The organism is Mesorhizobium sp. MC2-1-1 (assembly GCF_057597255.1).
Window position 1 is genome coordinate 2,332,007 of the sequence record NZ_CP195205.1, and the last position, 22,178, is coordinate 2,354,184.

21 protein-coding genes are annotated in these 22,178 nt (G+C 63.3%); 15 read left to right on the plus strand and 6 right to left on the minus strand.

Annotated features, from left to right (window positions below; genetic code table 11):
- Window positions 1-147: 147 nt before the first annotated feature.
- From ACR64R_RS11775 to ACR64R_RS11800, 6 genes are all read left to right on the plus strand, one after another.
- The gene (locus ACR64R_RS11775; RefSeq protein WP_487361792.1) at window positions 148-696 is read left to right on the plus strand and encodes a histidine phosphatase family protein; all 549 of its coding nucleotides are present in this window, start codon (window positions 148-150) and stop codon (window positions 694-696) included.
- Window positions 697-921: 225 nt separating this feature from the next.
- Window positions 922-1,203: an acyl carrier protein gene (locus tag ACR64R_RS11780; protein WP_027167184.1), complete on the plus strand. Its 282-nt coding sequence runs from the start codon at window positions 922-924 to the stop codon at window positions 1,201-1,203.
- A 55-nt stretch (window positions 1,204-1,258) separates the two neighbouring features.
- Window positions 1,259-2,446 (plus strand): beta-ketoacyl-ACP synthase, encoded by a 1,188-nt coding sequence (locus ACR64R_RS11785; protein ID WP_487361793.1) that lies wholly within the window; start codon window positions 1,259-1,261, stop codon window positions 2,444-2,446.
- Window positions 2,447-2,473: 27 nt separating this feature from the next.
- The gene (locus ACR64R_RS11790; protein WP_487361794.1) at window positions 2,474-3,745 is read left to right on the plus strand and encodes a beta-ketoacyl-ACP synthase; all 1,272 of its coding nucleotides are present in this window, start codon (window positions 2,474-2,476) and stop codon (window positions 3,743-3,745) included.
- Window positions 3,746-3,783: 38 nt separating this feature from the next.
- Window positions 3,784-4,812 (plus strand): zinc-binding dehydrogenase, encoded by a 1,029-nt coding sequence (locus ACR64R_RS11795; protein ID WP_487361795.1) that lies wholly within the window; start codon window positions 3,784-3,786, stop codon window positions 4,810-4,812.
- A gap of 6 nt (window positions 4,813-4,818) precedes the next feature.
- The gene (locus ACR64R_RS11800) at window positions 4,819-5,805 is read left to right on the plus strand and encodes a lipid A biosynthesis lauroyl acyltransferase (protein WP_487361796.1); all 987 of its coding nucleotides are present in this window, start codon (window positions 4,819-4,821) and stop codon (window positions 5,803-5,805) included.
- Between the two features lie 239 nt (window positions 5,806-6,044).
- Here ACR64R_RS11800 and ACR64R_RS11805 read toward each other — a convergent pair whose 3' ends face one another.
- Entirely contained in the window at window positions 6,045-6,887 is an 843-nt protein-coding gene (locus tag ACR64R_RS11805; protein WP_487361797.1) for a hypothetical protein, read from the minus strand.
- A gap of 187 nt (window positions 6,888-7,074) precedes the next feature.
- A complete protein-coding gene (locus tag ACR64R_RS11810; protein WP_487361798.1) occupies window positions 7,075-7,506 on the minus strand; it encodes a L,D-transpeptidase in 432 nt (143 codons plus the stop codon).
- Window positions 7,507-7,766: 260 nt separating this feature from the next.
- Here ACR64R_RS11810 and ACR64R_RS11815 point away from each other — a divergent pair, with 260 nt between their 5' ends.
- From ACR64R_RS11815 to ACR64R_RS11835, 5 genes are all read left to right on the plus strand, one after another.
- Window positions 7,767-9,044 (plus strand): acetylornithine deacetylase/succinyl-diaminopimelate desuccinylase family protein, encoded by a 1,278-nt coding sequence (locus ACR64R_RS11815; protein ID WP_487361799.1) that lies wholly within the window; start codon window positions 7,767-7,769, stop codon window positions 9,042-9,044.
- 130 nt (window positions 9,045-9,174) lie between these two features.
- Complete coding sequence (locus ACR64R_RS11820) at window positions 9,175-10,656, plus strand: ABC transporter substrate-binding protein (RefSeq protein ID WP_487361800.1); 1,482 nt, start codon at window positions 9,175-9,177, stop codon at window positions 10,654-10,656.
- 28 nt (window positions 10,657-10,684) lie between these two features.
- Window positions 10,685-11,632 carry an ABC transporter permease gene (locus ACR64R_RS11825; RefSeq protein ID WP_487361801.1) on the plus strand — a complete coding sequence of 316 codons (948 nt, stop codon included), beginning with the start codon at window positions 10,685-10,687 and terminating at the stop codon, window positions 11,630-11,632.
- Window positions 11,629-12,498: an ABC transporter permease gene (locus tag ACR64R_RS11830; protein ID WP_487361802.1), complete on the plus strand. Its 870-nt coding sequence runs from the start codon at window positions 11,629-11,631 to the stop codon at window positions 12,496-12,498. Before ACR64R_RS11825 ends, ACR64R_RS11830 begins: the two co-directional genes overlap by 4 nt.
- Window positions 12,495-14,117: an ABC transporter ATP-binding protein gene (locus ACR64R_RS11835; RefSeq protein WP_487361803.1), complete on the plus strand. Its 1,623-nt coding sequence runs from the start codon at window positions 12,495-12,497 to the stop codon at window positions 14,115-14,117. Before ACR64R_RS11830 ends, ACR64R_RS11835 begins: the two co-directional genes overlap by 4 nt.
- An 84-nt stretch (window positions 14,118-14,201) precedes the next feature.
- Here the strand turns inward: ACR64R_RS11835 and ACR64R_RS11840 are convergent, their stop codons facing one another.
- Complete coding sequence (locus ACR64R_RS11840; RefSeq protein WP_487361804.1) at window positions 14,202-14,633, minus strand: TerB family tellurite resistance protein; 432 nt, start codon at window positions 14,631-14,633, stop codon at window positions 14,202-14,204.
- A 221-nt stretch (window positions 14,634-14,854) separates the two neighbouring features.
- On the opposite strand from ACR64R_RS11840, the gene ACR64R_RS11845 reads away from it, so the two are divergent.
- Window positions 14,855-15,640, plus strand: a complete 786-nt coding sequence (locus ACR64R_RS11845) for a TSUP family transporter (protein WP_487361805.1) — start codon at window positions 14,855-14,857, stop codon at window positions 15,638-15,640.
- Between the two features lie 52 nt (window positions 15,641-15,692).
- A complete protein-coding gene (locus ACR64R_RS11850; RefSeq protein ID WP_487361806.1) occupies window positions 15,693-15,863 on the plus strand; it encodes a hypothetical protein in 171 nt (56 codons plus the stop codon).
- Between the two features lie 184 nt (window positions 15,864-16,047).
- On the opposite strand, the gene ACR64R_RS11855 is transcribed toward ACR64R_RS11850, so the two are convergent.
- On the minus strand, window positions 16,048-17,523 hold the full coding sequence (locus ACR64R_RS11855; RefSeq protein ID WP_487361807.1) for a cobyric acid synthase: 1,476 nt from the start codon (window positions 17,521-17,523) through the stop codon (window positions 16,048-16,050).
- A complete protein-coding gene (locus ACR64R_RS11860) occupies window positions 17,523-18,140 on the minus strand; it encodes a dimethylsulfonioproprionate lyase family protein (RefSeq protein ID WP_487361808.1) in 618 nt (205 codons plus the stop codon). The genes ACR64R_RS11855 and ACR64R_RS11860 overlap by 1 nt, the downstream gene beginning before the upstream one ends.
- Before the next feature lie 138 nt (window positions 18,141-18,278).
- Between ACR64R_RS11860 and ACR64R_RS11865 the strand changes: the two genes are divergently transcribed.
- Window positions 18,279-19,445, plus strand: a complete 1,167-nt coding sequence (locus tag ACR64R_RS11865) for an isobutyryl-CoA dehydrogenase (protein WP_487361809.1) — start codon at window positions 18,279-18,281, stop codon at window positions 19,443-19,445.
- Between the two features lie 22 nt (window positions 19,446-19,467).
- A complete protein-coding gene (mmsB, locus tag ACR64R_RS11870; protein WP_487361810.1) occupies window positions 19,468-20,352 on the plus strand; it encodes a 3-hydroxyisobutyrate dehydrogenase in 885 nt (294 codons plus the stop codon).
- Window positions 20,353-20,659: 307 nt separating this feature from the next.
- Here the strand turns inward: mmsB and ACR64R_RS11875 are convergent, their stop codons facing one another.
- On the minus strand, window positions 20,660-22,039 hold the full coding sequence (locus tag ACR64R_RS11875) for an aspartate aminotransferase family protein (RefSeq protein WP_487361811.1): 1,380 nt from the start codon (window positions 22,037-22,039) through the stop codon (window positions 20,660-20,662).
- Between the last annotated feature and the right edge of the window lie 139 nt (window positions 22,040-22,178).

A 22,178-nucleotide genomic window follows, 5' to 3' on the forward strand; every position in this document is an offset into this window, starting at 1 on the left:
GACTTTCTTCCCGTGATAGGCGAGCCCCGACCGCCGTGCAATTGGCGCGGCGCGACGATTCCCGGCCACTGCTTGTTTTCCGGCCGGCTTTGCGGTCCCTATATGTCAGTCACAGCCCTGGTCTTTCCGGGTCGCCAAAGGATTCCGATGCTGCGAACGGTTCTGGCACTTGTTCTCCTTGTTGCTCCAAGCCTTGCCCACGCTACAGACGCAGGCTGGGCGCTGCTGCGCGATGGCGGCCATGTCGTGCTGCTTCGGCATGCCTTCATCACCGGAGCGGCGGACCCCGCGAATTTCGATATCGGCAATTGCGCGACCCAACTCAATCTGTCGGAGCGCGGCAAGCAGCAGGCCAGCCGAATCGGCGCGCTGTTCGCGGCCCGCGCGGCGCCGATCGACCATGTGCTCTCCAGTCGCTACTGCCGCTGCCTCGACACCGCCCGCATCGCTTTCGAGACCGAGCCGCAGCCCTTCGCGCCCCTCGACCTGCTGAAGACCGATCCAAGTGAGAAGGCCGCCCAGATGGCGGCGGTCATGCAGGAGATCCGTGGATATTCCGGTGCCGATAACCTGGTGCTGGTCACGCATCTCGAAAACATCGAGGCGCTCACGGGGGTTTCGCCGCGCGAGGGCGAGGCCGTGGTGGTGGCACCGCAGGGCGATGGCCTGAAGGTGCTTGGCCGCGTGACCTTCTGACCACCGGTTATCCCTTTTTTAAGTCGGATTTGTTGCAAAAATACCGCCGGCGGCAACCGCGAACCCAATTCCAAGAACCCTGCGCATTTCATTTGGATTGCGTTCCCGAAGCCGGCATCTCATCTGCTCCCGGCGCATCAGGCCTTTTCCTGCCGGGAAAAACCGATTAGACAGCGCCCAAACAAGATGCGGACAGATTCCGCCCGCAACCCGAAGGAAGAGCCCTTGTCCACCACGTTCGAGAAAGTCGCCAAGATCATTGCCGACACCAGCGAGATCGATATCGACACCATCACGCCCGAGAGCCACACCATCGACGATCTCGGCATCGACAGCCTCGATTTCCTCGACATCGTCTTCGCCATCGACAAGGAATTCGGCATCAAGGTGCCCCTGGAGAAGTGGACGCAGGAGGTCAATGACGGCAAAGCCTCGACCGATGATTATTTCGTCATGAAGAACCTGTGCGCCAAGATCGACGCGTTGGTCGCGGCCAAGGCGGCTTGAGGCCCTCCGAGCGCGGCCTTGACGCGCTTTGCCAGCTGACCCACAACAGCCGCCCATGAGTTCCCACGACGTCGTCATCACAGGCATCGGCCTCGTCTCCTCGCTGGGAGAAGGTCCGGACGCCCATTGGCAAAAGCTGACGCAGCCTGGTTTCCAGCCGGTGCTCGAGACGGAGCGTTTTGCTCCCTATACCATCCACCCCCTGCCCGAGATCGACTGGAATCTGCAGATTGCCAAGCGTGGCGACCAACGCCAGATGGAAACCTGGCAGCGGCTCGGCACCTATGCCGCCGGCCTTGCGCTGGACGATGCAGGAATAAAGGGCAATGACGAGCTTTCCACGACCATGGACATGGTGGTGGCCGCCGGCGGCGGCGAGCGCGACGAGGCCGTCGACGCCGCGATCCTGGCCGCCTCCGAGAGCCGAAACGACCGCGACGTGCTGCTCAACGAGAAGCTGACCACGGAATTGCGGCCGACGCTGTTCCTCGCCCAGCTCTCCAACCTGCTGGCCGGCAACATCTCCATCGTCCACAAGGTCACCGGTTCCTCCCGAACCTTCATGGGCGAGGAAGGCGCGGGCGTCTCGGCCGTCGAGACGGCGGCCGCGCGCATTCGATCCGGGCAATCGACCCATGTGCTGGTTGGCGGCGCGTTCCAGACCGAGCATTCCGACATGCTGCTCGGCTATGAACTCGCCGGTTATCTGCATCGCGGCCCGTGGAAGCCGGTCTGGCAACGCCAGGGCAGCGAAGGCGGCGGCGTGGTCACCGGTTCGGGCGGTGCTTTCCTGGTGCTGGAGCAGCGCGAGCACGCGGAAAGCCGAGGCCGAAGGATCTATGCCGAACTCGGTCCCATTGTGTCAGGCCGCGCCAGGCGCCGCTTGGGCGAGCTGGATTCCGAGATCGTGGCCCTGCTGAAGCAGGCCGGATTGCCCGCCGGGGAACTGCTGACGATATCAGGCGCTTCGGGCGCCCATGCCGCCACGACCGCCGAGAAAGCGGCGCTCGATGCCAACCCCGCGCTTGCCGTGCGCGGCTTCTCGACGCTGACCGGCCATATGAAGGAAGCGCAGTTCCCCTTCGCCGTCGCGCTCGCGGCCATGGCCATCGACCGCAAGGCAGGTTACCCCGCTTTCGACGCCTCGGCCGAGAAGCCGTTTGACGATGCGCCGAAGGCTGTCCTTGCAACGGCGATCGGCTATCACCAATTCGAGGGCATGGGGCTGATCAAAGCGGCCTGAAGACCATCGAGGCTGTCAGGACAAAACATGGCCGAATTCAAAGACCACATGGGCAGGCCGGTCGTCGCCGTCACCGGTATCGGCGTGGTTACGTCGCTGGGCGTAGGCAAGACCGACAACTGGGCGGCGCTGACGTCCGGCAAATCCGGCATCCATCCGATTACCCGCTTTCCGGTCGATCACCTAAACACCCGCATTTCCGGTATGGTCGATTTCCTGCCGTCGAGCTCGAAGGGCGCCAGTCACCTGACTTACGAACTGGCCGAGACCGCTGCCCGGGAGGCCATCTCGGAAGCGGCCCTCGATTCCGGCGATTTCGGCGGGCCGCTGTTCCTCGCCTCGCCGCCGGTCGAGCTCGACTGGGCTGACCGCTTCTCGCTCTATAATTCCGACAAGAAAGATGGCGGCGCGGAAAGGCTGCTCAGGGTGGCGCGCGGGCTGAAGGAGCTCGACATCTTCGAAACCACGCAGTTCGGGTCGATCGCCGATCGCCTGGCCGACCGTTTCGGCACACGCGGCCTGCCGGTCACGCTCTCGACCGCATGCGCTTCAGGCGCTACCGCCATCCAGCTCGGCGTCGAGGCGATCCGGCGCGGCGAATGCGACAAGGCGCTCTCGATCGGCGCCGACGGCTCGGCGACAGCCGAAGCGCTAATCCGCTTCTCGCTCCTCTCCGCCCTCTCCACCCACAACGACATCCCTGAAAAGGCGTCAAAGCCTTTCTCCAAGGATCGCGATGGCTTCGTGCTGGCCGAGGGGTCCGGCGCGCTGGTGCTGGAATCGCTGGAAGCCGCATTGGCCCGTGGCGCGACGATACTGGGCATCATGAGCGGCTGCGGGGAGAAAGCCGACGATTTCCATCGCACCCGCTCCAAGCCTGATGCCTCGCCGGCGATCGCGGCGGTGCGCGCCGCGCTTGTCGATGCGGGCATGAGCGAGGACGAGATCGAATATGTCAACGCGCATGGCACCTCGACGCCGGAAAACGACAAGATGGAGCATCTGTCGCTGTCCACCGTCTTCGGCGAGCGTATCAGCTCGATGCCGGTCTCGTCGAACAAGTCCATGATAGGCCACACGTTGTCGGCCGCCGGCGCGGTCGAGGCCGCCTTCTCGCTGATGACCATGCGCGAAAGCGTCATTCCGCCGACCATCAACTACGACAATCCCGATCCAGCGATCGTGCTCGATGTCGTGCCCAACAAGAAGCGCAACGCCGAAGTCGGCACCGTCCTGTCGAACTCGTTCGGCTTCGGCGGCCAGAACACCTGCCTTGTCATGGCGCGGGAACCGGTCTAAGCGGACGTTTTTCCGCTTCCGGAGTTCCGACAGGCCACATGCGCGCATTGCAACTTATCGAGGACCGCCGTCTTGAAACGGTGGACCTGCCGCCTCCTCCGCCGCCTTCGCTGGGCGAAGTGACGCTCCGCATCAAGGCGGTGGCGCTCAACCATATCGATGTCTGGGGTTGGCGCGGCATGGCGTTTGCCAAGCGCAAGCTGCCGCTGATCGTCGGCGCCGAGGCTTCCGGCGAGGTCGAGGCGGTCGGCCCAGGCGTCTCCAACCTCTTGCCGGGGCAGCTCGTATCGATCTACGGCGCGCGCACCTGCGGGCTCTGTCGCGCCTGCCGCGAAGGCCGCGACAATCTCTGCGAGCATGTGTCGGGCGTCCACGGCTTCCATCTCGACGGCTTCGCCCGGGAAAAGATCAACCTGCCCGCGCGCCTCTTGGTGCCAGCGCCCCCCGGCGTCACGGAAATCGGCGCGGCGGTCGCCCCGGTCACCTTCGGTACGGTCGAGCATATGCTCTTCGACAACGCCAGGCTGGAGCCAGGCGAGACAATCCTCGTCCATGCCGGCGGCTCCGGCATCGGTTCCGCCGCCATTCAGCTGGCGAAGCGCATTGGCTGCACGGTGATCACCACGGTTGGCTCGAACGACAAGATCGACAAGGCCAAGGCGCTTGGCGCGGACCACGTGATCAACTACCGCGAGGACCGTTTCGAGGGCGTCGTGCGCAAGCTGACGAAGAAGAAGGGGGTCGACGTGGTGTTTGAGCATGTCGGCGCGGACACCTTCGCCGGCTCGATGCTGTCCTTGAAGCGTGGCGGCCGCCTCGTCACCTGCGGTTCGACCTCCGGCGTGTCGACGCAGGTCAACCTGATGCAGCTCTTCCAGCAGCAGCTGAAACTGCTCGGCTCCTTCGGATGCCGCATGGAGAACATGGCCAATGCCATGCAGAAGATGGCTGCCGGCCTCGTTGCCCCGGTGATCGATACCGAGGTGGGTTTCGACGACATCGACGCGGCGCTGAATCGAATGGAAGGCCGCGACGTGTTCGGCAAGATCGTCCTCCGCGTCTCCTGAAGGCAAATGGTCGGCAACGCGCTCAGGAAAGCCCGCCGGGACTTGATGTTCCGCTATGGGCGACGGCTGCGCCAGATGGAGCACTGGCTGGTCGCAAGACTCGCCATGGTGTTGCTCTCGCTACTGCGCCTATTGCCCCCGGACAGCGCACTGAACTTCGCCGACCGCGCCGCCCGCCGGATTGGCCCGCTGGTCGGGCGCCATCGGGTCGCGGTCGACAATCTGCGCCTTGCCTATCCGCAAAAGAGCGACGCCGAGATAGAGGCCATCGCACGCGACATGTGGGGCAACATGGCTCGCCTCGCGGCCGAATACATCTTCCTTGATGCATTGTTCGACTTCGACCCCGACGCTTCTAAGCCGGGACGGGTCGAGGTGCGCGGCGTCGAGCATTTCCTGGAGATTGCCAGCGAGAAGAAGCCGCATATCCTGTTCACCGGGCATCTCGGGAATTTCGAATTGCTGCCAGTGGCCGCCGCCACATTCGGCATGAACATCACGGCGCTGTTTCGCCCGCCGAACAACCCCTACCTCGCCGACTACATCCATTCGACGCGCCGCTCCTCGATGGGTGCCCTGCTGCCCTCCGCCACCGGCGCGTCCTTCGCCCTTGCAGGCATCCTGGAGAAGGGTGGCAACATCGGCGTGCTGGTCGATCAGAAATTCTCGGGCGGCGTGGAGACGAGTTTCTTCGGCCGCCCATGCCAGACCAATCCGATGCTAGGCATGCTTGCCCGCCACTATGACTGCGATGTCTACCCCGCCCGCTGCGTCAGGCTGCCGGGCAACCGCTTTCGCCTGGAAATCGAAGACAGACTGACCTTGCCGCGTACCCAAGACGGCAGCGTCGACGTCGATGCCGCCACGCAGCTTATCACCGATGTGGTCGAGCGCTGGGTGCGTGAGGATCCTGGACAGTGGATGTGGTTCCACAAGCGCTGGGAGATCAGCGGCCGTCGCCGCAAGCGCGGACAGGCAAAACCCGCCAACTGAGATTCCGAACCACCGAGGCTAGAGCAATTCCAGGAAAAGTGCGTAGCGGTTCTCCGTCCGGAATTGCGTAAAAACAAAGACTTAGAGCGGTTCGGCGATTCCGTGAAACGCTGAACCGCTCTAGCGTATTTGCGGCCGGAAAAGCCTCGGGGACTTCACTACACACAAAAAAGAAAAGCCGCGAAGATTGATCTTCGCGGCATCGATATTGGCTTGGCGATCAGGCCAGCAAAGCGATCTCAGAAGATCGGCACCCCGAAGTTCGGCCGGTAAGTGTCCATGGTCGCGCCATTGCGGTCTTCTGAAAGCAGGGTATCCGAGCCGAAGCTGGCTTTTAGCCCAACCACATACTTGTGGACGTTCACGCTGCCCGACGCCTCGGATATCGTCAGGTGGTCCCACTGATAGCGTCCAAACACCGACCAAGGTGTGCCGGAAAACCTGTAGGTCGCCTGCAAGGCGCCTGTGAGAGTGTCGAGATGACCGCCATCCGCGGACAGTCGCGAGTATCCGAGTTCACCATCGAAGCGAAGGTTGTCCTGAGCAAAGAAGCGCACCACGCCGCGGCCGCCCCAATTGTCGAAATGGTCGGATTCGCCGCTTGCCCGCAACTGGCCGTAGTAAACTTGGCCATAGAGCGTCACATTGCCGAAATACGCCTGAGCTTCAGGACCGACGGTGAAGCTATAGAGGTTGGCGTCGCTTAGACCTTCGTCGCCGCCATATCCATTGAGCGTCGCAAACCCGCCAAGTGCATAAGAGCTCGGGTCGCGCCAGTAGCCATGAACGGCCCCGCCATAGCTGTAGATGTTCGTTCCCTGCACCCAAAGCGAATCGACGACGGCATCGGTCTGGATATTCCAGCGGGCATCGATCGGGAAATTGACGCGAGCGGCGCCGCCGGCTGCCGTGCCCGTCGCATGATCGCCAGGGACCGAAAAATAAAGTCCGCCCACATAGAGTTCGCCGTAGCCGGAAATGTGCGGCTGGGCGAGTTCCTGATCGAGAACAACCGGCGCATCTGCAGCGAAAGCAGCCGTTGCAGTAGCCGCGATCGCTGTGCCCAAAAGAAATCGATGCATTACAGCCCCCAGCAGCAGAACTAACACTTCGTACTTACCACTGTCGCCTCATGCAAACCAGCTTCGGCAACGCTATTGAATTCATAAGCCGTTGTTTTTCGCAGTATGTGAGGCATCGCTGCAACGCCGCGCTGACGAGCAGGCAGCAATGCTGCCCGCGACTGTCAGAGAAGCGCTGTCGTCCGGTTCAGTTGGTGACGACGATGCGCGTGTTGCCCAAGCCTGCTTCCTTGACCATCGCATAGAAGGTCGCGGCGTTGGCCGGATGCAGGCGCACGCAACCATGCGAGGCCGGGCGCCCGAGATTTCTCACCGCCCCGGTGCCGTGAATGGCGTAGCCCCCGTGGAAGAACACGGCATAGGGCATCGGCGAGTTGTCATATTTGCGTGAGTACCACATCCGGGCGGTCCATTGCGGCCGGTAGCTGCCGCGCGGCGTGAAATAGCCCTTGCGCGCGGTCGACACGCTCCAGCGATAGATCACCTGGCCGTATTTGCTGACGGTCATCGTCTGCGTGGAGACGTCGATATTGGCGACCAGATTGGCCGCCCGGCTTGCGACAGACATGCCGAACAACACGGTCGCCAGCACCGTTGCCATGAGAACGAAGCTCTTCATGCGATCAAACCCCTTTTGTTGCCCCCGCCATTTCCGCGGTTTTTCCATCTTTTTGCTGGCAGATGCGTTAAGTACCACACACTCCTTGACGAATCCGCCAATCCAATCCGATGAATTTGAACGGTTTTCCCGTTAAAGTTGTCTCAGCGACGCGCACCGTCTGAAGTTTAGGCGCGGCGTTGGGCCATGCCTGGATCGTCATGTGGCAATGAGCGACTGGATGCTTGCAAAAGTGCCGGGTTCCCTCTTCAATCCGGCGGATGAATGAACGGCTTTTCAAGGCGGTCGAGGATCGGACCGACGAGCTTGTTGCGCTGACCGCCGACCTGATCCGCTTCCCGACCGTCAACCCGCCGGGCGACGCCTATCGGCCATGCGCCGAGTTCCTTGGCGCGCGCCTTGGCAAGCTCGGCTTCAAAACCGAGTTCATCCGAGCCGTAGGGGCGCCCGGCGACAGCGACCGCTACCCGCGCGTCAACGTCGTGGCCCGTTTCGACGGCCGCTCGCCCGGCGCTTGCGTGCACTTCAATTCCCATATCGACGTGGTCGAGGCCGGCGAGGGCTGGACCGTCGATCCCTTCGCCGGCGTGGTGAAGGACGGCAGGGTCTATGGCCGCGGCGCCTGCGACATGAAAGGCGGCCTGGCGGCCTCCCTCATCGCCGTCGAGGCATTTATGGAAACCTATCCGGATTTCCCCGGCGCCATCGAGATATCGGGCACCGCCGACGAGGAGTCGGGCGGCTTCGGCGGCGTCGCCCATCTGGCGAGGCTTGGCTATTTCTCGAAGCCGAAGGTCGACCACGTCATCATCCCGGAGCCGCTGAACAAGGATCGCATCTGCCTTGGCCATCGTGGCGTCTGGTGGGCCGAGATAGAGACCAAGGGCGAGATCGCGCATGGCTCGATGCCGTTCCTCGGCGACAATGCGGTGCGCCATATGGGCGCCGTGCTGCAGTCATTCGAAGAGGACCTCTTCCCGGCGCTCGACCGCAAGATGACACGCATGCCGGTGGTGCCGGAAGGTGCCAGGCGCTCGACCATGAACATCAATTCCGTCCATGGCGGCCAGACCGAGGATTTCCGCCCGGGGCTCCCCTCGCCCAACGTGCCGGATTCCTGCCGGCTCACCATCGACCGGCGCTTCCTGCTCGAGGAGGACATCGCCGCCGTGAAGGGCGAAGTCACCAGCATCCTCGAGCGCCTGAAGCGCGAGCGCAACAAATTCGACTACGAGATCCGCGATCTGATGGAGGTGCTGCCGCTGATGACCGAGCGCGACGCGCCGGTGGTGAAGGCTGTCGCCAGGGGCATCATGGAGGTGTTCGACCGCGAGCCTGACTACGTCATCTCGCCCGGCACCTACGACCAGAAGCACGTCGCGCGCCTCGGCCACCTTTACGACTGCATTGCCTATGGCCCGGGCATTCTCGACCTTGCGCATAGGCCGGACGAATGGGTGGGCATCGCCGACATGGTGGAATCGGCCAAGGTGATGGCGATCGGCCTCAACATCCTGCTGAGAGGTGCCGCGGACTGATCGGGGTCGATGGTGGTGGGAAAAACATTCCCCGCGGCGGGACACGCCAGCACGAAACGCGATTTACTCGTACGCGAAATCACGCTTCTATCCGCCAGCTTGGGCAGGTTTGAGCAATGGGAGTTCAGCGATGAAATTGTGGAAGACCATCCTGGCCGCGGCTCTGCTGTCGTCAGCCGCGGCGACGTCGGCCTTTGCCGCGCGCACCGACCTCACGCTGGGGATCGTGCTCGAGCCTCCGCATCTCGATCCGACCGCCGGCGCGGCCGCGGCCATCGGCGAGGTCACCTATGCCAATGTCTTTGAAGGGCTGACGCGCATCGACGATAACGGCCGGGTTCAGCCTGGTCTCGCCGAGAACTGGGCCGTCTCCGACGACGGCAAGGTCTACACGTTCAAACTGCATTCCGGCGTGAAGTTCCACGATGGGGCGGCCTTCAGCGCCGACGACGTGAAATTCTCGCTGGACCGAGCGCGTGCCAAGGATTCGCTCAATCCGCAAAAACAGCTCTTTGCGCACATCACCGATGTCACGGCGGTCGATCCGGGGACCGTTAAGGTCACCCTCGACGGGCCGCAGGGCGATTTCCTCTATGACATGGGCCAGGTTGCGGCGGTGATCGTGGCGAAGGGATCGGCCGACGGCAATAAGGACAAGCCGATCGGCACCGGTCCATTCAAGCTCGATCACTGGGCCAAGGGTTCCGAGATCACGCTCGTCAAGAACCCGGACTATTGGGGTACACCCGTCGCGCTCGACAAGGCGACATTCCGGATAGTTCCCGATGCCGCCGCGGCTGTCCCCGCGCTGCTGTCTGGCGACATCCAGGCTTTCGCCAATATGCCCGCGCAGGACGCGCTCGGGCAGGTCCAGTCCGATCCGCGCTTCAGCGTCGTGATCGGCTCGACAGAGGGTGAGACGATCCTGTCGATCAACAACAAGAAGCCACCCTTCGACAAGCTCGCGGTGCGGCAGGCGCTGGCCTCCGCGATCGATCGCAGCGCCATCATCGCAGCCGCCTCGAACGGTCTTGGAAAGCCCATTGGCTCCCATTTCTCGCCAGCAGATGCGGGCTATGTCGATCTCACCGGCGTGTACCCGCACGACATCGCCAAGGCCAAGCAATATCTGAAGGAAGCGGGGCTGGAGAACGGCTTTTCGGCCACGATCAAGCTGCCGCCCGTACCCTATGCACGCGACGGCGGTCAGGTGATCCAGTCGCAACTGAAGGAGATAGGGGTCAATCTGCAGATCATGCCGGTCGAATGGGCGGAGTGGCTGAGCCAGGTCTTCACCAACAAGGACTACGACCTGACTATCGTTTCCCATGTCGAGCCAAACGACATCGATATCTATTCGCGGCCCGGCTACTATTTCCAGTATGACAATCCGAAGTTCAACGAAGTCATCAAGGAACTCGGCACCACGGTTGACAAGGACAAGAGGCTGGAGCTGCTTGGCACGGCCCAGAGGATTCTCGCGCACGACGTGCCCGCCGTCTACCTGTTCGAGCTACCCAAGATCGGCGTCTGGGACGCGAAGCTGCAGGGTATGTGGGCAAACTGGCCAATCGAGGCAGATGATCTGACCAAGGTGAAGTGGACGGATTGAAGGCCGCGCGATCGCCCGATCGCCTCCCATGACCGCCTACCTCCTCAAGCGCCTCATCATCGCCGCCCTCACGCTGGTGCTGGCCTCGATGGTGGTGTTCGCGGTGATGGAGATCCTGCCTGGAGATCCGGCGCGCCTGATGCTGGGCATGAATGCAAGCTCCGAGCAGGTCGAAGTGCTGCGTAACCAGATGGGGCTGAACGCGCCGCTGGTGCTGCGCTACCTGCAATGGGCGGGGGGCTTGCTCAGCCTCGATTTCGGCCGTTCCTACACCTATTCGGTGCCCGTCATCGACCTGGTGCGGGAACGCATCGCCGTTTCCCTGCCGCTGGCGTTGATCGCGCTGGCGCTTTCGACCGTCATCGCCATTCCGGTCGGCGTGTTTTCCGCCAGCCGGCAAGGCCGGGCCGGCGACACGCTTGCCATGGGGGCCGCCCAGCTCGGCGTCGCGGTGCCTAATTTCTGGTTCGCGCTGATGCTGATCTATCTGTTTGCCGTCTGGCTTCGTCTGGTTCCGGCCGGCGGTTTCCCGGGCTGGGGCGCCGGCATCTGGACGGCGCTGAAATCCCTGATCTTGCCGGCCGTGGCCCTTGCCTTGCCCCAGGCGGCGATCCTGGCGCGCGTCGCGCGCGCGGCGCTGATCGAGGTGCTCAACGAGGACTATATCCGCACCGCACGCGCCAAGGGCCTGCCCTACCGAGCGGTGCTGTGGCGCCATGCGCTGCGCAACGCCATGATCCCCGTCCTCACCATCCTTGGCCTGCAATTCGCTTTCCTGCTCGCCGGAACCATCATCATCGAGAACGTTTTTTACCTGCCCGGCCTCGGCCGGCTGATCTTCCAGGCCATTACCCAGCGCGACCTGATCGTGGTCGAGAGCATCGTCATGCTTTTGGTCGCCGCCGTGATCCTCATCAACCTCATCGTCGATTTCTCCTACGCCATCGTCGATCCGCGTCTAAGAGGCCGGCAATGACCATGCGCTTCGACTTCCCCGAGGAAACCTTAGCCGCCGTGCTCGCCAAGGCCCTCGGCAACCGCTCCTTCCTGATCGGGCTTGTCATCACGCTGCTGATCGTGGCCGCTGCGCTCATCTCCTTCGTCTGGACACCCTACGACGTAACCAGGCTGGTGATCGCCGACAGGACGCAGCCGCCCTCGCCGTCGCACTGGTTCGGCACCGACCATTTCGGCCGCGACATCCTGTCGATGATCATGGTCGGCGCTCGCAATTCGATCGCTGTCGCGCTGGTCGCGCTGGGCATCGGCATGGGCATCGGCGTCCCGCTTGGCGCCTTCGCCGCCGCGCGCGGGGGCCTGGCCGACGAGGTGCTGATGCGCGTCAACGATCTCGTCTTCGCCTTTCCGGCCTTGCTTTCGGCGATCATGATCACCGCCATCTTCGGGCCGGGCGCCGTCAACGCCATCATCGCCATCGGCATCTTCAACATCCCGGTCTTCGCTCGCGTGGCGCGGGCCGGCGCCTTGGCGATCTGGCCGCGCGAGTTCATCCTTGCCGCGCGCGCCGCCGGCAAGGGCATGACGCGCATCAGCATCGAACACATCCTGCCCAACATTGCGACGCTGCTCCTGGTCCAGGGCACGATCCAGTTCGCGCTCGGCATACTGGCCGAAGCCGGCCTCTCCTATGTCGGCCTCGGCGCCCAGCCGCCGATGCCGAGTTGGGGCCGCATGCTGTTCGACGCGCAGACGCGCATGGTGACCGCGCCCTGGATGGCGATCTTCCCCGGCATGGCCATCGTCATCACCGTGCTCGGGCTGAACCTGCTCGGCGACGGCATCGCCGACATCCTCGACCCGAAATCGCGGCGGCGCAGATGAGCCTGCTCGAGATCGAGAACCTGTCACTGAGGATCGGCGCCACGCCGATCCTCAAAGGCGTCGAGCTGGACATCGCGCCTGGCGAAGTTGTCGGCCTGGTCGGCGAATCCGGCTCCGGCAAGTCGATGACGGCGCTGACGATCATGCAGTTGCTGCCGCATCTGGCGCGCGCCGAGGGTCGCGTGACCTTTGACGGCATCGACATCCTCGGCGCGACCGAGGACCAGATGTGCGCCTTGCGCGGCGACGATATCGGCATGGTCTTCCAGGAGCCGATGACAGCTCTCAATCCGGTCAAGACCATCGGCGAGCAGGTCGCCGAAGGCATCCGCTGGCACACCAAGGCGGGCCGCGCCGAAGCCGAGAACCGCGCGCGAAAAATCCTCGATCGCGTCGGGCTGCCTGAAGCTAAGTTCCCGCTCTCGCGCTACCCGCATGAACTGTCGGGCGGCCAGCGCCAGCGCGTCGTCATCGCCATCGCCTGCGCACTGAAGCCGAAATTGCTGATCGCGGACGAACCGACGACCGCGCTCGACGTGGTGCTGCAGGCGCAGATCCTCGACCTTTTGCGCGATCTGGTCAGCGAAAACCGCATGGGCCTCCTGCTCATTTCGCACGACCTGGCGGTGGTGACCGAGATGGCCGATCGCCTGACCATCCTGCGCAACGGCGAGGTCATGGAAGCCGGCGACACCGCCCGCACGCTGTCGGAACAATTGCATCCCTATACACGCGAACTGGCGCTCGCCTCCATGCATGTGCCGGCGCGCCCGAAACCACACCTTGCCGGCTCGGCGAAACCCTTGCTCGAAGTCGAGGGCGTCGGCCGGGACTATCCGGGCCGGCGGACATCCCTGTTCCGGCCGGTTCAGCCGGTGCGCGCCGTCGACGATGTCTCGCTGACCATCGAGCCGGCTCAATCGGTGGCGCTCGTCGGCCGCTCGGGCTGTGGCAAGTCCACGCTTGCCCGCATGATCCTGGCCTTGGACAAACCGACGGCGGGCACCATCCGCTTTCGCGGCGAGCCCATCACGGGCAAGCCGGAATCGGCGCTGAGGCCGGCCAGGCGCGACATGCAGGTGGTGTTCCAGGATCCTTATGGCTCCTTCGACCCGCGCCAGAAAGTGGCGACGCTGGTGTCCGAACCGCTGCATCTCCTTGAGAAACAGCCGGCCGCGGCCGAACGCCGGGAGATGATCGCGCATGCGCTGCATGAGGTCGGGCTCGGGCCGCGCGATATGGACAAATACCCGCATGAATTCTCGGGCGGCCAGCGCCAGCGCCTGTCGATCGCGCGGGCCATCATCACGCGCCCGAAGCTGGTGGTCGCCGACGAGCCGGTCTCGGCGCTGGACGTCTCGATCCGCGCCCAGATCCTGGACCTTTTCGCCGAGCTCAACCAGAAGCTCGGTATCGCCTATCTGTTCATCACCCACGACCTGACTGTCGCCCGCGCCATGGCGGACGAGGTGCTGGTGATGCATGAGGGCAAGATCGTCGAGCGCGGCCGGACCGCCGATATGCTCGACCATCCGCGCTCCGAACCTGCACGGGCGCTTGTCGCGGCCGCCCCCGACCTTCACCGCGCCATCGCGCGGCGCGTGCAGGAACAGGGGTAGCTCAGTCAATTTGTTTCACGCAATTCCGGACGGCTACGGCGAAGTCGCCGAGCCCAAACGCTTCACACTTATGCTGGAATTGCTTTAGCCCTCCGGCTTCACCACATCGACCGGACTGATATCGAGCAGATCGAGCGTCCGGCGCAGAAGCCGTACTTCACTTTCCGCCAGCTTGGAATCGGCCTTGGCGATCTCGGCCATGTGCCGCGCAAGCAGTTTACGGCGCTCGACGTCGAGATCGCGGAACAGCGCGATCGCCTGCGAACCGTTGGTCTCGTATCCATAATCGTTGAGGTATTCGATGACCCGGTCGATCGACGCCTCCGGGATGCCGAAAGAAGCCTTGCAGATGTGGCGGAAGACTACCATCTCGCTCTCCGAGACCGAACCGTCGGCCAGGATCATGCGAAACAGCATCAAGAGTTCCGCTGAGAGCACCGGATCGTCCGCCACCTTGCGCACGCCGGGATCACCGTCGAAGATCGAGCGTATTTGGTCGAGCAATGCCATCGCCACCAAGCTCCCTTTGCGATTCCATCTGATTGTTAGAGCAATTCCGAGAAAAGTGTGAGCAGTTAAGTTCGGCGTCTTCGCCGTAACCGGAATAGCATCAAAACAACGGCTGGAGCCGCTTGTGGTATCCGTGAAACGGTGAACCGGTCCAGCGTGCAATCGCTCTTGCGCAAATGGGTCGGGCGTGATGGAAGCTGCTGCATCCTTCCAAAGCGCCTTCCCCGATGATCGACCTTACCCTGCAAACCGTCCTCATCCTCATAGCCGCCGCTTTTGCCGCCGGCTTCGTCGACTCGATCGCGGGCGGTGGCGGGCTGATCACGATCCCGGCACTGTTGCTGGCCGGCTATTCGCCGGTCGCAGCCCTCGGCACGAACAAGTTGCAAGGCATGTTCGGTTCCGGTTCGGCCACCCTTCATTATGCCGCCAACGGTCAGGTCGACCTGCGCCGCCAGTTGCCGTCGGCGCTGCTGGCGCTTGTCGGCGGCGCGGTCGGGGCGCTTTTGGCGACCGTCGTTCCCGGCGATTTCCTGCGCGCCGTGTTGCCGCTGCTCCTCATAGCCATCGCGCTCTATTTTGCGCTGAAGCCGAACATGGACGATGTCGACCGCGCCGAACGGCTGTCGCCTTTCCTGTTCGGGCTGATCATCCCGCCGCTGATCGGGTTCTATGACGGCATCTTCGGTCCCGGCGCCGGCTCCTTCTACATGCTCGCGTTCGTTACCCTTGCCGGCTACGGCGTGCTCAAGGCGACCGCGCACACAAAGCTGCTGAATTTCGCGTCCAACATCGGCGGCTTCATCGTCTTTGCCGCAGTCGGCGTCATCGACTGGAAGATCGGCTTGATGATGGGCGTGGCCCAATTCCTCGGCGCGCGCCTCGGAGCCAGTCTCGCAATCCGTATCGGCGCCCGGCTCATCAAGCCGTTGCTGGTCATCGTGTGCGTGGCGCTGGCGATCAAGCTGCTGGCCGACCCGGCCAATCCCCTCCGGCAGCTGATTGGTATGTGAGGCTGCTGCTGGTAGAATTCAGACGTTGCGAATCATGTTGGAGGGACCAGCCATGAATCTCAGTGCGCCCACCCAGATCGTGTTCATTATTTCGTTGGTTATTGCCATCATCGGCCTTCTTGCCGGCCTTGGCGTTCTTGCATTCATTCCGCTTGCGTCAGTTTGGATCATGCTCATCGCCTACATCGTGCTCGCCGCCGGCTGCCTGATGCGCGGCGCCTAAAGCAATTTCAGGAAAAATGTGCAGCGGTTTTCCGTCAGGAATTGCGTTAACCGCTAACAGCAATCTCAGGCAACTCGGAGCGCCCGGCCTTGCCGGGCGCTTTTGATTCTCGCAGGCGTGTTCTGCTCGGCTCGGAACGAGCCGATGAGCGGTTTCGCCAATCTCAAACCTGTTGGTGAGAAGCCTAACGCGCCAAGCCGAAAATCGCGTCGCAGTCGAGATGCCGTTCCAGCTCGGCCGCGACCTCGTCCAGCGCTTTCTCGACTTCGGCACGGTAGTCGATGCCGCCTCCTCTGACGCCAAGGCTCTCCAGATAGGCGGCGCGAAAAGCGTCGGCGCAGAAAAACCCGTGCAGATAGGTGCCGATCACCTTGCCGTCGGCCGAGACCGCGCCGTCCTCGACACCGTTGAGGATCGCAGACGGCCGCGCCGTATCAGGGCCGGTGGTGCGGCCGAGATGGATCTCGTAGCCCTCGAGCGGCAGGTCGAACTGCACCGAATGCGCCCTTGAATTGCGAACCGTCTTTTCAGGCTCCATCACCGTTTCGATATCGAGCAGGCCTAGACCCTCGGCCTTGGTGACGCTGCCTTCGATGCCGTCGGGATCACACACCATGCGACCGAGCATCTGGTAGCCGCCGCAGATGCCAACGACATGGCCGCCACGCTTGCGGTGGGCGTGAAGATCGCGATCCCAGCCATTCTCGCGGAATTTGATGAGATCGCCTATCGTCGATTTCGAGCCGGGGATGACCACCAGCCCGGCATCTTCCGGCAGCTTCTTTCCCGGCGGCACGAACACGACCTCGACCTGCGGCTCGGCTTTCAGCGGATCGAGGTCGTCGAAATTGGCGATGCGCGCCAGCATCGGCACCGCCACCTTCAGCGCCCGCCTCTCGCCGGAAGCGAGGCGTTCGAGCACGACCGAATCCTCGGAAGGCAACCGCCCGGCCGCCTTCAGCCAGGGCACGACGCCGAAGCAACGCCAGCCGGTGAATTTCTCGATCGCCCTTATCCCGTCGTCGAACAACGAGACGTCGCCGCGGAACTTGTTGATGAGATAGCCGACGATCATACGTCGGTCCTCCTCCGGCAGGATCAGATGCGTGCCGGCGACAGAGGCAATGACGCCGCCGCGGTCTATGTCGCCGACCAGGATCACCGGTACATTGGCGCGCGTCGCGAAACCCATATTGGCGATGTCGCGGCTCCTGAGATTGATCTCGGCCGGCGACCCGGCGCCCTCGACGATGACAAGGTCGGCGCCTTCGCCGACCTCGGCCCAGGAATCCAGCACCGCGTCCATCAGCCCGGCTTTCATCGCCTGGTAGTCACGAGCCCGCGCCTCGCCATAGACCTTGCCCTGCACCACCACCTGCGAGCCGATGTCGCTCTGCGGCTTGAGCAGCACAGGATTCATATGCACCGTCGGCCGCACGCCGCAGGCCAGTGCCTGCAGCCATTGCCCGCGGCCGATCTCGCCTTCTGCAGCCTTGTCGCCACCGGGAATGTCGGCTACGGCGGCATTGTTGGACATGTTCTGCGGCTTGAACGGCCTGACCTTCAGCCCGCGATTCTTCGCGGCGCGGCAAAGCCCCGCCACCAGCACGGTCTTGCCGACATCCGAGCCGGTGCCCTGCAGCATGATCGCTTTTGCCATCAGGCTCGGCCCCCAAAGTCGATCATCGAGCCGATGTTCGATTTCTGCGCCAATGGCCCGCCGTGCCAGAGATAGAGGGCCATCAGCGGCTCCTTGCCCGTGCGCATGGCGTGGCTGACGTTAGAGGCGTGGTGAATGACCTCGCCGGCATCGCGAAGCTGGAAACCGCCCTCGCCCATGCGCCACTCCGTGCCGCCGGTGAGCGGGATGTAGATCTCCTCTGCGATGTGATGATGGTCGGGATAGACGATATCCGGTCCGAGGATCAGCAGCCCGGCGGCGACCTCGTCATTGACGAAATGCCCGCGCGCGCCGAACACTTCCAGCCAGCCGTAATTGTCGATGAAGCCCTGCCCGAAATCGGCGGCTGTATAAGTCTGTCCCCAGCGCAGCTTATCGCGATACTCGGCAACCAGACGGACCAGCGGCTTGGCGTCCATCCGCACAAGCTCAGCGATACGATCGAGATGACCAAGGCAGCCTAGCGAGCGCGGCTCGAGAGGACGTGCAGGCATTTTCCAGTTGATGCGCGCGACTTCGTGGGAAACCAGATCATTGTCGACGCCGGCGAGATAGGCGTGGAACAGGTCCAGCAACTCATCGAAAATTGTCGGCACGCAAGGCTCCGTTGATCATTCCATGCACAACCGGTCCGCAGGAGGCCGGGTTGCGCGGCCGCATCATTGGTCTAGATTGAACGGCGCGCAAAGCCAAAAACGACAGGCCATAAGGCCTGGAGCGACAGGGAGCACGCCATGGACGCGGCAGTCGATGCGGGCACTGGCCAGTTCGAACTCAACGAGGAGCAGCGCGCCATCCAGGAGATGGCCCGGGCCTTCGCGGCGGATCGCGTCGCGCCCAATGCGCTCGACTGGGACAAGGCAAGGCACTTCCCCGCCGATGTGATCCGCGAAACCGGGCCGCTCGGCCTGGGTGGCATCTATGTGCGGGACGATGTCGGCGGCTCGGCGCTCGGGCGGCTGGACGCGGTGTTGATCTTCGAGGCGCTTGCCCATGCCGATCCGGCCTTCTCATCCTTCATTTCCATCCACAACATGGCGGCCTCGATGATCGACCGCTTCGGCACCGACGTGCAGCGCCAGCGCTTCCTGCCGAAACTGACCTCGATGGAGTGGCTGGCGAGCTATTGCCTGACCGAGCCCGGCTCCGGCTCGGATGCGGCTGCGCTGAAGACGCGTGCGGAAAAGAGCGGCGGCGACTATGTGCTCAATGGCGCCAAGCAGTTCATCTCCGGCGCCGGCGACAGCGACCTTTACGTCGTGATGGCGCGCACCGGCGGCGACGGCCCGAAAGGCATTTCGACCTTCGTCGTGCCCAAGGATGCGCCGGGTCTCTCCTTCGGCGCCAACGAGCACAAGATGGGCTGGCACATGCAGTCGACCCGCCAGGTCATCTTCGAGGATTGCAAGGTGCCTGCCGAGAACCTGCTGGCTGCGGAAGGCGCCGGTTTCGGTATCGCCATGGCCGGGCTCGACGGCGGCCGGCTGAACATCGCCGCCTGTTCGCTGGGCGGCGCGCAGTCGGCGCTCGACAAGGCGCTTGCCTATACCGCCGAGCGCAAGGCCTTCGGCGCCAAGATCAACCAGTTCCAGGCGCTGCAGTTCAGGTTGGCCGACATGGAGACGGAGTTGCAGGCTGCCCGCATCTTCCTCTACGCCGCCGCTTCCAAGCTCGACCGCAAGTCGCCGGATGCCGGCAAATGGTCGGCGATGGCCAAGCGCTTCGTCACCGACATCGGCTTCGACGTCGCCAACCAGGCGCTGCAGTTGCATGGCGGCTACGGCTATCTGCACGATTACGGCATCGAGAAGCTGGTGCGCGACCTGCGCGTCCACCAGATCCTCGAAGGCACCAACGAGATCATGCGCGTCATCATCGCGCGCTCGCTGATCGGACGCTGAAAAGACATTTGGGAGAGCGACAATGAGCACCATCGCCTTTATCGGCTTGGGCAACATGGGCAATCCGATGGCTGCCAACCTAGTCAAGGCGGGGCATGCGGTGCTGGGCTTCGACCTCGTGCCTGAGAACCTTACAGTTGCGAAAGATCACGGCATCACCGTCATGGCCAACGCTGTCGCCGCGGTGAAGGACGCCGACGTCGTCATCACCATGCTGCCGGCCGGCAAGCACGTGCTGTCGGTCTATGAGGACATCGCGCCCAGGGCGAAGAAGGGCGCGCTATTTATCGATTCCTCGACCATCGATGTCGAATCGGCGCGCAAGGCGCATGCGATTGCCGCCAAGCATGGCCTGCGGTCGATCGATGCTCCGGTCTCCGGCGGCACCGGCGGCGCGACGGCCGGCACCCTCACCTTCATGGCCGGCGGCTCGAACGAGGCCTTCGCCGCGGCCGAGCCGGTCCTGAAGCCGATGGCCGGGCGCGTCGTCCATTGCGGTGGCGATGGCGCGGGCCAGGCGGCCAAGATCTGCAACAACATGATTCTCGGCATCTCGATGATCGGCGTAGCCGAAGCTTTTGTGCTCGCTGAAAAGCTCGGGCTTTCGCATCAGGCACTGTACGACGTTGCCTCGACCTCGTCGGGCCAATGCTGGTCGCTGACCACCTATTGCCCGGTCCCCGGCCCTGTGCCGGCCTCACCGGCCAACCGCGATTACAAGCCGGGCTTTGCCGCCGCGCTCATGCTGAAAGACCTGAAATTGTCGCAGGAAGCAGCGCAGAGCGCGGGCGCCGTGACCCCGCTCGGCGCCGAAGCCACGCAGCTCTATGCCTTATTCAACGCGCAAGGCCACGCCGGCGCCGATTTTTCCGGCATTATTAATTTCCTGCGTGGAAATCAGGCGTAAGCCTCTGCTTTTCATAGGTTATTTTCGATATTTTCCGCTCAGAAGCCGGCAAATTTAGATTTGCTTAAGGTCTCGATAACTCACCGGTAACGATGTGCCTTTAAAACGGATTGCGAGGCGGACATCGCATCCGCCCGGTGCTCCGGATCAGGTCTCGCGTACCGGAGCCCGTAAGTTTCGCAAGTGTTTCGTCGCGAAACGCCATGCGTATCTGGCAAAGCCGCGTTCCCATTGGGGCGCGGTTTTTGCGTTTTGGAAGGTCCAGGAGGACCGGGCGCCCGATCGATAAGCGCCCGGCCATTTCGGCTTAGCGCTTCCGCAAATCCGCGTCCGCGAGATCGAGCGCCTTGGCTATGCGCTCGCAGGCCATATCGATCGTGTCGCGGGTCCAGATCAGCGGCGGCGACAGGATCATCGTGTCGCCGGTAGCCCGGAGCATCATGCCGTTTGCGACCGCATGGTCGCGCACCACGACCGCAGCACTTCCCGACGGCAGGTAGCGTTCCTTGGTCGCCTTGTCCTTGACGATCTCGATCGCGCCCATCAGCCCGATCGAACGCACCTCACCGACCAGCCTGTGCCCGGCGATCCGTTCCTGCAGCGCCTGCGCGAAGTACGGGCCGGTGTCGTTCCTGACGCGCTCGACGAGGCCTTCCTTCTCGATGATCTCGAGGTTCTTCAGCGCCACCGCGCAGGCCACCGGATGACCGGAATAGGTGTAGCCGTGATAGAACTCGCCGCCCTTGTCGACCAGCGTCCTGGCGACACGGTCGCCGACCAGCAGCGCCGACAACGGCTGGTAGCCCGAGGTCAGCGCCTTGGCGGTGGTGATGGTGTCGGGCTCGATGCCGAACGTCTGCGCGGCGAACCACTCGCCGGTGCGGCCATAGCCGGTAATGACCTCGTCCAGCATCAAGAGGACATCGTATTTGCGGCATATCCGCTCCACTTCCGGCCAGTAGCTCATCGGCGGGATCTTCACGCCGCCGGCGCCCATCACCGGTTCGCCGATGAAGGCGGCAACCTTGTCGGCGCCAGCTTCGAGTATGGCGTCTTCGACCGCCTTTGCCGCGCGGATGCCGAAATCATGGTCGCTCTCGCCGGGTAGCGCGAGTTCATAGGCATAGGGCATCATCACATGGACGATGTTGGGCACCGCGCCGCCGAGCTGCTTGTGCATCGGTTCCATGCCGCCCAGCGACGTGCCGGCGATCGTCGAGCCGTGATAGGCCGACTTGCGCGAGATGATGCGGTTCTTCTCGGGCTTGCCTTCGAGCGCCCAGTAGTGGCGGACAAGACGCAGCGCCGTGTCGTTGGCTTCGGACCCGGACGAGCCGTAGAAGACCTGGCTGACATGCTTGGGCGCCAACTCGGCCAGCTTCCCGGACAGGAGCACCGGCGTCGGCGTCGAGCACTTGAAGAAGGAGTTGTAGTAAGGCAGTTCCTTCATCTGCGCGTAAGCCGCCTCGGCGAGCTCGTTGCGGCCATAGCCGACGTTGACGCACCAGAGGCCAGCCATTCCGTCCAGGATCTCCATCCCTTCGGAATCGTAGATGAATGGGCCGTTTGCATGCGTGATGATGCGGGAGCCGATCTCGCGCAGTTCCTTGTGGTCGGTGAAGGGATGAAGGTGATGCGCGGCGTCGATCTGCTGAAGCTGCTTCAGCGAATAATTCTGATAGGTCATGGATCTGATCTTTCCTCTTGAATCAATCCGGCAGCGGCCGGGGCGGATTCGTCAGAGGAAGCGGGGCGGCGAGTAGCCGATGCGGGCGCACAGCCGCAAAAGCTCGGCGCGAAGGGTCCGCGGTGACGGCGTCACCCCG

Bases quoted from the DNA above. Each gene is read 5' to 3' on its own strand.
- ACR64R_RS11775 (WP_487361792.1), top strand. From the start codon at position 148: ATGCTGCGAACGGTTCTGGCACTTGTTCTCCTTGTTGCTCCAAGCCTT.
- ACR64R_RS11785 (WP_487361793.1), top strand. From the start codon at position 1,259: ATGAGTTCCCACGACGTCGTCATCACAGGCATCGGCCTCGTCTCCTCG.
- ACR64R_RS11790 (WP_487361794.1), top strand. From the start codon at position 2,474: ATGGCCGAATTCAAAGACCACATGGGCAGGCCGGTCGTCGCCGTCACC.
- ACR64R_RS11795 (WP_487361795.1), top strand. From the start codon at position 3,784: ATGCGCGCATTGCAACTTATCGAGGACCGCCGTCTTGAAACGGTGGAC.
- ACR64R_RS11800 (WP_487361796.1), top strand. From the start codon at position 4,819: ATGGTCGGCAACGCGCTCAGGAAAGCCCGCCGGGACTTGATGTTCCGC.
- ACR64R_RS11805 (WP_487361797.1), bottom strand. From the start codon at position 6,887: ATGCATCGATTTCTTTTGGGCACAGCGATCGCGGCTACTGCAACGGCT.
- ACR64R_RS11810 (WP_487361798.1), bottom strand. From the start codon at position 7,506: ATGAAGAGCTTCGTTCTCATGGCAACGGTGCTGGCGACCGTGTTGTTC.
- ACR64R_RS11815 (WP_487361799.1), top strand. From the start codon at position 7,767: ATGAATGAACGGCTTTTCAAGGCGGTCGAGGATCGGACCGACGAGCTT.
- ACR64R_RS11820 (WP_487361800.1), top strand. From the start codon at position 9,175: ATGAAATTGTGGAAGACCATCCTGGCCGCGGCTCTGCTGTCGTCAGCC.
- ACR64R_RS11825 (WP_487361801.1), top strand. From the start codon at position 10,685: ATGACCGCCTACCTCCTCAAGCGCCTCATCATCGCCGCCCTCACGCTG.
- ACR64R_RS11830 (WP_487361802.1), top strand. From the start codon at position 11,629: ATGACCATGCGCTTCGACTTCCCCGAGGAAACCTTAGCCGCCGTGCTC.
- ACR64R_RS11835 (WP_487361803.1), top strand. From the start codon at position 12,495: ATGAGCCTGCTCGAGATCGAGAACCTGTCACTGAGGATCGGCGCCACG.
- ACR64R_RS11845 (WP_487361805.1), top strand. From the start codon at position 14,855: ATGATCGACCTTACCCTGCAAACCGTCCTCATCCTCATAGCCGCCGCT.
- ACR64R_RS11850 (WP_487361806.1), top strand. From the start codon at position 15,693: ATGAATCTCAGTGCGCCCACCCAGATCGTGTTCATTATTTCGTTGGTT.
- ACR64R_RS11855 (WP_487361807.1), bottom strand. From the start codon at position 17,523: ATGGCAAAAGCGATCATGCTGCAGGGCACCGGCTCGGATGTCGGCAAG.
- ACR64R_RS11865 (WP_487361809.1), top strand. From the start codon at position 18,279: ATGGACGCGGCAGTCGATGCGGGCACTGGCCAGTTCGAACTCAACGAG.
- mmsB (WP_487361810.1), top strand. From the start codon at position 19,468: ATGAGCACCATCGCCTTTATCGGCTTGGGCAACATGGGCAATCCGATG.
- ACR64R_RS11875 (WP_487361811.1), bottom strand. From the start codon at position 22,039: ATGACCTATCAGAATTATTCGCTGAAGCAGCTTCAGCAGATCGACGCC.